Origin of the sequence: Streptomyces solincola, assembly GCF_002982015.1 — a bacterium.
Classification (GTDB): Bacteria; Actinomycetota; Actinomycetes; order Streptomycetales; family Streptomycetaceae; genus Streptomyces; species Streptomyces solincola.
The window spans coordinates 1-7,804 of the sequence record NZ_PVLV01000356.1 but is presented as its reverse complement, the minus strand read 5'-3'; the positions used below and the strand labels follow the sequence as shown (position 1 = coordinate 7,804).

The following is a 7,804-nucleotide window of genomic DNA, read 5'->3' as shown; positions in this document are numbered from 1 at the left end:
GGGTGTCGGGCGGGTCGATCAGGCCCCGGTCGGTGCCCGCGACGATGAGGGCGAGCCGGTGGCCGGCCGGTACCACGTGGTCGGCGTGGGCCAGGTCGATGGTGATCGTGCGGGCCTTGCCGGGGGTGAGCGGGCGGCCCTCGCGCGGGTCGGCCCAGGTGCCGAGGTCGGCCCAGCCGCGGCTGACGACGGTGTAGCCGACGTCGGCGGTCTTCGGCGCCGTCTCCCGGTAGCAGGCGCTGTCACCCGGGGTGCTCGCGCCCCAGCAGGTGCGTGCGGCCAGGGTGGTGATGCCCTCGCCGGCCGAGGCGTAGTCCCGGATGGTCGCCGGGCCGAGGTCCACCAGGACGGCGCTGAGATGGGCGCTGGTGGTGCTGGGCGCGGCGGTGACGGTGACGCTGCCCGCGCCCGCGAGTCGCAGGTCGCGGCTGAGCGGCCGGGTGGTGAAGGCGGCCTTCTCCGGGGTGGCGGCGTCCGCCCGGGCGGCCCAGTCGGTCTCGTCGAGCGCCGGGGCGTCGGTGAAGGCGGCGGTGGCGCCGGGGCGGGCCGGGAGCAGGCCGAGGCCGCCGGGGCCCTGTCCGCCGGCCGGACGCGGGCGCAGGGTGGTTGCCGCGGTGGTGCGCGGCGGCCAGACCCGGTCGGTGGTCCAGCGGCCCGGGGAGCGCTCGACGTCGGCCATCGGCTCGCGGTCCACGCCGTTGTCGTAGCCGAGCAGATAGTGGTCGAACCAGCGGTGCAGGGTGGGCACCCAGTCGGCGCGGCGGAAGTCGAACGGGTCGACGTGGCCCGTCTGGGAGAGCCACAGCTTCCGCTCGACGCCGGCCTCGGCCAGCGCGTTCCACCAGGGGCCGAGGTGGTTGGCCCGGACGTTGAGGTCCTGCTGCCCGTGCACGGCGAAGACGCTGGCGCGCACCTTCCGGGCGTCGGGCACGTAGTCGCGCTCGTCCCACAGCGGGGTGCGGTCGCCGCTGCGCGGGGCGCCGTCGACCAGGGCCTGCTGGACGTGGCCGCACCGGGCGCGGGCGGCCGGGCTGTTCACGTAGTCCGACAGCCACTCGGGGCCGGAGTCGTAGAGCGGTGCGCCCTGCGAGAAGTAGTAGTCGTACCAGGAGGAGATGGCGCCGATGGGGACGATGGTCTTCAGACCGCGTACGCCGGTGGCGGCGACGCCGTTGGCGACGGTGCCGTCCCAGCTCTTGCCGATCATGCCGGTGGCGCCGGTGGACCAGCCGGCGGCCCGGGCGGGGGTGGAGCCGGTGCGGGTGGTGTAGCCGCGGGCGCGCCCGTTCAGCCAGTCGACGACGGCCTTGGCGGAGAGCACGTCGGAGCGGCCGCCGACGTCCACGCAGCCGTCGGAACGACTGGTTCCGGCCAGGTCGACGGCGGCGAAGGCGTAGCCGCGGGGCACGAAGTAGTTGTCGTAGTGGAGCGGGAAGCCGACCGGGGCGCCGTGGGCGTCGTAGGTCTTCCTCTGGCTCTCGTTACCGCGCCCGCAGCAGGCGTAGTAGGGGCTGGCGTCCATGATGACGGGCACCTTGCGGCCGGCGGCGGCGGCTTCGCGGGGCCGGACGATGTCCACGGCGACCCGGTCGGCGCGGCCGTCCCGGTCGCCGTCCAGGCCGGTGTCCACCCAGACCGACTCCCGCACGGCGGCGGCGTAGTCGTACACCGGCTGCGAGACGCGGGGGCCGGCGGGCGCGGCGGCGGCCCCGGCGGCGGGGAGCAGGACGGACACCAGGGCGGCCGCGGCGGCGAGCGCGAGGGTTCGCCCCGCCGCCGGCGTACGGGCGCGGCCCGGGCCGCCGCCGACCCGGCCCCGGCCCGGGCTCCGGTCGGGGCGGGACCAGCTCCCGCTTGCTTTGACGTGCACATGTAGGCGCATGGGAGGGCAAGCTACCGGCGCGCGGACGGCCGCGACAGGGGGCGGCCGGGCTCGCGCCGGACCCTGCGCAGGCTTTCGTGTCGGCCGGATGGCGATCTTGTGTCCGAGGTGGCCATGTGCATGACTGGGCCGTCAATCCCCGCATAGCCTGCGGGAGTTGTCCAGTCGCTCTCACCCTCCGTCCACAAGACTTGGAGAGTCCCACGTGCACCGCAGACTGATCGTCCCGAGCGCACTCGCCGCGTCGCTGCTGCTGGCGATCCCGGCATCGGCGGCCGACTACGCTCCCGGCGCGGCGGGCATCGGCGATGCCTACTACCCGGCGAGCGGCAACGGCGGCTACGACGTGTCGCACTACGACCTGCGGCTGACCTACCAGCCGAGGACCGACCTGCTGGAGGGCACCGCCACCCTCCTCGCCACCACCACGCAGCGGCTCTCCCGCTTCAACCTCGACCTGGGGCTCGAGGTCAGCGAGGTCCGGGTGAACGGCCGCAAGGCCGCGTTCGCCGCCTCCGGCGACCACGAGCTGGAGGTCACCCCGGCCGCCCCGCTGGACCAGGGCAAGGAGGTCTCGGTCGTCGTCCGCTACGCGGGCAAGCCGTCCGAGCTGAAGATCGGCGGCTGGACCGCCTGGCACCGCACCCCCGACGGCGGGGTGGCCGCCCAGGAGCCGGACTCGGCCGTCTGGTGGTTCCCCTCCAACGACCACCCGCTGGACAAGGCGACCTACGACGTCTCGGTGTCCGTGCCGGACGGCACCCAGGCCATCAGCAACGGCGTGTTGCAGTCGCAGCCCTCCAAGCTGGGCTGGACCCGCTACAACTGGCGCTCGAACAAGCCGCAGGCCAGCTATCTGGCCACGCTCGCCATCGGCAGGTTCGACATCACCACCGACAGGACGGCGAGCGGCCTGCCGGTCCTCAACGCCTACAGCAAGGACCTCGGCGACAACGCGGGGGCGGCCCGGGCCAGCGTCGAGCGCACCGCCGAGGTCGCCGAGTGGCTGGAGGAGGTCTTCGGCCCCTACCCGTTCAACGCGCTGGGCGGCTATGTGCCCAACGTGACCAGCGGCTACGCGCTGGAGACCCAGACCCGCCCGTTCTACAGCCCCCGGCAGTTCGCGAACGGCTCCAACACCTCGGTGGTGGTGCACGAGATCGCCCACCAGTGGTACGGCGACAGCGTCTCCGTCAAGGGCTGGAAGGACATCTGGATCAACGAGGGCTTCGCCCGCTACAGCCAGTGGCTCTGGTCGGAGAAGGAGGGCGAGGGCACCGCGCGGCAACTGGCGGACTACGCCTACGCCCTGCGCCCGGCGGGCGACCCGTTCTGGACGGTGAAGCCGGGCGACCCGGGCCCGGACAAGCAGTTCGACATCGCGGTGTACGACCGGGGCGCGCTCGCCCTCCAAGCGCTCCGCGACACCATCGGCGACGAGGACTTCTTCGCCGTCCTCAAGGGCTGGCCGCAGAAGTTCGCGCACGGCAACGCCTCGGTGGGTGACTTCGTGACGTACGCCGAGCAGGTCTCCGGCAAGCCGCTGGCCGCGCTCTTCGACACCTGGCTCCACCAGCCCGCCAAGCCGGCCGCCCTGCCGGCGGCGCCCGGACACAGAGCCGACACGGCGGCGCCCGCCCCGAAGTCCCGGGCGCGCGCCTCGGCCGCCGGCCGCCCGGCTCCGGCGGCGCTGCCCCCGCAGCCCAAGTCCTGGAAGAAGATCGCCGCCACCGACACCGTCCACGACCACGGCAACGGCCGCGGCCACGGCAAGCACTGAGCACCCGGCGCTCCCCCAGCCGCCCCGGTCCGTCGGCCGGGGCGGCGGCGTGTGCACACCTCCGCGGGTGGGCGGCCGCGCGGAACCGTGCGTGAGAGAGCGCTCTCAGAGGGTGGGGCGACCGGATACCCTGCTGCTGTCACCGCTTTGCCGCACAGCCGAGGAGCAGCCCCGTGTCCGCCATGCCCGACCCGACCGCAGCCGGCGCCCGCCCCACCCTGGAGGCCGTCGCCGCCCACGCGGGGGTCTCCCGGGCCACGGTGTCCCGGGTGGTCAACGGCGGGGCGGGGGTGCGCCGGCCACTGGCGGACAAGGTGCGCCGGGCGGTCGAGGAGCTGGGATACGTGCCCAACCACGCGGCCCGCTCGCTGGTGACCCGGCGCAACGGGGCGGTGGCGGTGATCATCGCCGAGCCGGAGTTCCGGATCTTCTCCGATCCGTTCTTCGAGCAGCAGGTGCGCGGGATCAGCAGGGAGCTGACCGCGCACGACTCGCAGTTGGTGCTGCTGTGGGTGGAGGGCCCCGGGGACCACGACCGGATCGGCCGCTACCTGTCCGGCGGGCACGTGGACGGGGCGCTGGCCTTCTCGGTGCACAACGACGACGGGCTGCCCGCGGTCATCCGGCGCACCCAGGTGCCGGCGGTGTTCGGCGGGCGGCCGGGCTGGGCGGGACAGGCCGCCGACCGGGCGGTGCCGTACGTGGACTGCGACAACCGGGGCGGGGCGCGGCTGGCGGTGCGCCATCTGCTGGGGCTCGGCCGGGAGCGGATCGCGCACATCGCCGGGCCGCGCGACCAGACCTCGGCGCTGGACCGGGGCGACGGCTACCGGGACGTGCTGCTGGACGCCGACCCGGCGCTCATCGCGCAGGGTGACTTCACCGCTGCCAGCGGGGCGCGGGCGATGGCCGAGCTGCTTCAGCGGCGGCCGGACCTGGACGCGGTGTTCGCGGCCAACGACCTGATGGCGTCGGGGGCGCTGGGGGTGCTGCGCGAGCGGGGCCTGCGGGTGCCGGAGGACGTGGCGCTGGTGGGCTTCGACGACGTGGTGTCGGTGGCCGAGGCGACCGATCCGCCGCTGACCACCGTGCGGCAGGACATCGAGGGGATGGGCCGGCTGATGGTGAGGCTGCTGGCGCGGGTGCTGAACCAGGGCGAGCCGGAGCCCGGGGCGGACACCCCGGGCTCGGTGATCATGCCGGTGGAGCTGGTGCGGCGGGCCTCCGCCTGAGGCCGTACGGCCCTGTGGCCCGCCGCACCCGCTCAAGAGCACAAGCGGCCACGCTCAAGAACTCAGGAGCTCAGGAGCCCAGGAGCCCAGGCGCTCAGGCGCTCACTGGAACGGCATGACGAGCACCGAGCGGTCGGTGCCGGTCTGGAGCTTGGCCGGGGCGTTGCCGATGGCACTCCACACCTCCAGCCTGACGGTGCCGCCGCGCAGGTTCCCCAGCGTGCCGGTGGCCGACTTCAGGCCCCGGGCCTGGCTGTACTCCTCCCAGCCGGCCACCGGGTCGGTGGCGAAGTACTGGTAGGTCTCGGTGCGTTCGAAGCTGCCGTCGCCGGTCAGGTCGTAGCTGACGCGGGCCTGCTGGCCGAGTCCGACCGCGGCGCCGGCGTCCACCTGGAGGCGGAAGGCGGTGGCCGCGCCGGAGCGCACGGTGCCGTTGACGCCGCGCGCCTCGTAGACCAGCGGCTGGTGGGGGGCGCCGTCGTGGTTGGCGCCGCCCGCCGAGGCGATGGTGTCGCTGCCCGCGCCGGCGCCGGTGGCGGTGGTCAGCGTGCCGCCGGTGCGCAACTGGAAGGTGTTGCCGGTGGGCGGCTCGGGATCCGGGTCGGGGTCGGGGTTGCCGCCGGCGCCGGTGCCGGTGGCCGTGGAACGGGCCGGCACGGTCAGCTTGCCGCCGTCGGAGAAGGTGACGGTGCGGGCGGTGGGGCCGTGGTTGTGGGCGGCGTAGGTGCGGGTCGTGCCCTTGGTGAAGACCGCGGAGGTGGGCAGGTCGCCGGTGATGGCGGTGTCGGGGGCGCCGAGGCTGTCCAGGGTGGTCAGCCAGTGGTAGGTGTGCGCCCGGGACTCACCGGCCTCGGGGGTGTAGTTGCCGCCGGCGGCGTCGAACTTCGCCTTCGCCGGGCCGGGGTCGGCCAGTGACTGGAACTCCCAGAGGATGTCCTTCCATTCGACGGCCGGGCCGCCGTTCTCCCGTTCCATCTCGGCGATGTTGCGCCGGATCGCGGCCTTCTTGCCGGCCAGGTGGAGCGAACCACCCGTCACCGGAAGGACGTTGATGCCGTGGATCTCCTCCGGGTTGGCGGTCCACCAGGTGGCGTACGCGCCGCCGCTGCCCCAGACCATGCCGACCGTGTCGTGGCCGAAGGAGCCGGGGAAGACCTGCTGGTCGGCGTCGAACCAGTACTGGGCGATGGCCTCGGACTCGGTGGTCAGCAGGTAGACGCCGAGGTCGCGCAGCTCGTTGTTGCCGGTGGCCGCGCCCCACAGCACCAGGCCGGCGCTGAGGTTGGTGGACTCCGAGGAGGACTCCTGGTTGTTGCCGGCGGCGAAGCCCTGGTGGCCGGAGGCCCAGCTGTGGCCGGCGTAGACGTCGAAGCCGCGCAGGAAGGGGTAGGCGGAGTCGGTGCGGCTGGGGTTGGCCGCGTCCCGCACCAGGGTCTTGACCATGCCGCCCCAGGCGGAGTCGGCGGCCCAGGCCGGGTCGTACTGGGCGACGACGGCGGCCGCGTACACGTAGTACGAGTAGTGGAAGTGGTGGTCGTTCAGCTCGGTGTCGCTGCCGTACGAGGCCGGGTAGCCGATCAGCGTCTTCCAGTCCCGGTCGTAGGCGAAGCCGTTGGCCCCGCCGGCGGTGAACCACTCCTGGAGGCGGCCCTTGAGCAGCCCGAGGAGCTTGTCGCGGGTGGCGCTCTCGCCGATCTGGTCGGCCACCGGCACCAGTTGGGCGAGCTTGCCGAGCGCCTTGCCGGTCCAGTAGGTGTCGGTCGCGCCGGAGAACGGGTCGGCGGCGCCCGCCACCTCGCCCAGGTAGCCGCGCAGCCGGGCCGCGTCGGTGCCGGACGCCTTGGGCAGCGCCGGCAGCACGCTCGCCGCGCGCTGGCTGGTGCTGAAGGAGGCGGCCTCGCGGACCTTCATGACCCCGCGCGGGGAGACGTAGGCGTACGGGGTGAGCGGGTCGGTGGTGTGGAGCCACTGGTGCCGGTAGAGGGCCTGGAGGGTGCCGCGCTCGGAGCCCTCCTGCGGCTGGGTGGTGAGCGTGTAGGTGGCCCGGACGGTGCCGCCGGCGTAGCTCCAGGCGGCCTTGGAGTCGGTGACGAAGCTGAAGGCGTACTTGCGGTAGGTCGCCAGCGCGTCGGTGGACGGCAGCACGGCGAGCGAGAAGTAGTCCTTGCCGGCGAGCCCGGCGGTGATCTCGGTGCCGGAGACGTTCCAGTCCGCGCCGGTGGGGGCGAACAGCGCGTAGTGGTGGCCGCCGACGGTGATGCCCAGCACGTTGCCCTGGTCGGCGAAGACGGTGGGCGCGGTTGCGGTGCTGATCCGCGCGTTGCCGCCGGAGCCCTTGGCGTAGACGTACGGCGAGCCGTGCCCGATGGTGGTGCGCAGGGTGCGCGCACCGTCCGACCAGTAGGGGGTGACCGTCCAGTCCGACCAGGCGTCGGCCTTGGTGTCCGGCGAGTTGAGGCCGGTCAGTCCCAGGGTGAGGTCGCGTTTGTGGGCGTACTCGTACTGCCGTCCGTCGCCCACGATGCTCGGCGAGGTCGGGTAGCCGATGTCCAGTCCGGCGGAGGTCGCCTGGTAGGTGAGGGGGTGGCCGTACATCGGCGTGCCCCACGGGTTGTCGCCGTAGCGCTGGAAGGCGAGCGAGGACCACCAGTCGTTGGTGGGCACCGGCTTGCCCTGGGCGGCGGGGCCGAGCTTGGGGGTGACGGCGGCCCCGGTGTTGGTGGTGGGGCCGGACGTCCCGGTGGGGCGGGTGTCGGAGTAACTGCCCGCGCCGACCGGGATGGTGGCCGCGGCGGCGGGGGGCGCGGCGGCGAGGACGGTGAGGCCGGACGCGGCCAGGGCCGCGCTGAGCAGCACGGCCGCGGGTCTCGACCGGGTGGCCGCTGTGGTGCGGGGGGATGGCATGGGGGC

General features: G+C 74.0%; 4 protein-coding genes. 2 read left to right on the top strand and 2 right to left on the bottom strand.

Annotation, left to right across the window (positions count from 1 at the left end; all coding sequences use genetic code 11):
• Positions 1-1,882 (bottom strand): Xaa-Pro dipeptidyl-peptidase (locus C6N75_RS21450; protein ID WP_105870539.1); only part of this gene is annotated, 1,882 nt, incomplete at its 3' end.
• A gap of 205 nt (positions 1,883-2,087) precedes the next feature.
• Between C6N75_RS21450 and C6N75_RS21445 the strand changes: the two genes are divergently transcribed.
• Positions 2,088-3,662 carry a M1 family metallopeptidase gene (locus C6N75_RS21445; RefSeq protein WP_105870537.1) on the top strand — a complete coding sequence of 525 codons (1,575 nt, stop codon included), beginning with the start codon at positions 2,088-2,090 and terminating at the stop codon, positions 3,660-3,662.
• Positions 3,663-3,844: 182 nt separating this feature from the next.
• Positions 3,845-4,894, top strand: coding sequence for a LacI family DNA-binding transcriptional regulator (locus C6N75_RS21440; protein WP_105870538.1), 1,050 nt, complete (start codon positions 3,845-3,847; stop codon positions 4,892-4,894).
• 102 nt (positions 4,895-4,996) lie between these two features.
• On the opposite strand, the gene C6N75_RS21435 is transcribed toward C6N75_RS21440, so the two are convergent.
• A complete protein-coding gene (locus C6N75_RS21435; RefSeq protein ID WP_105870536.1) occupies positions 4,997-7,798 on the bottom strand; it encodes a glycosyl hydrolase in 2,802 nt (933 codons plus the stop codon).
• Positions 7,799-7,804: the final 6 nt, after the last annotated feature.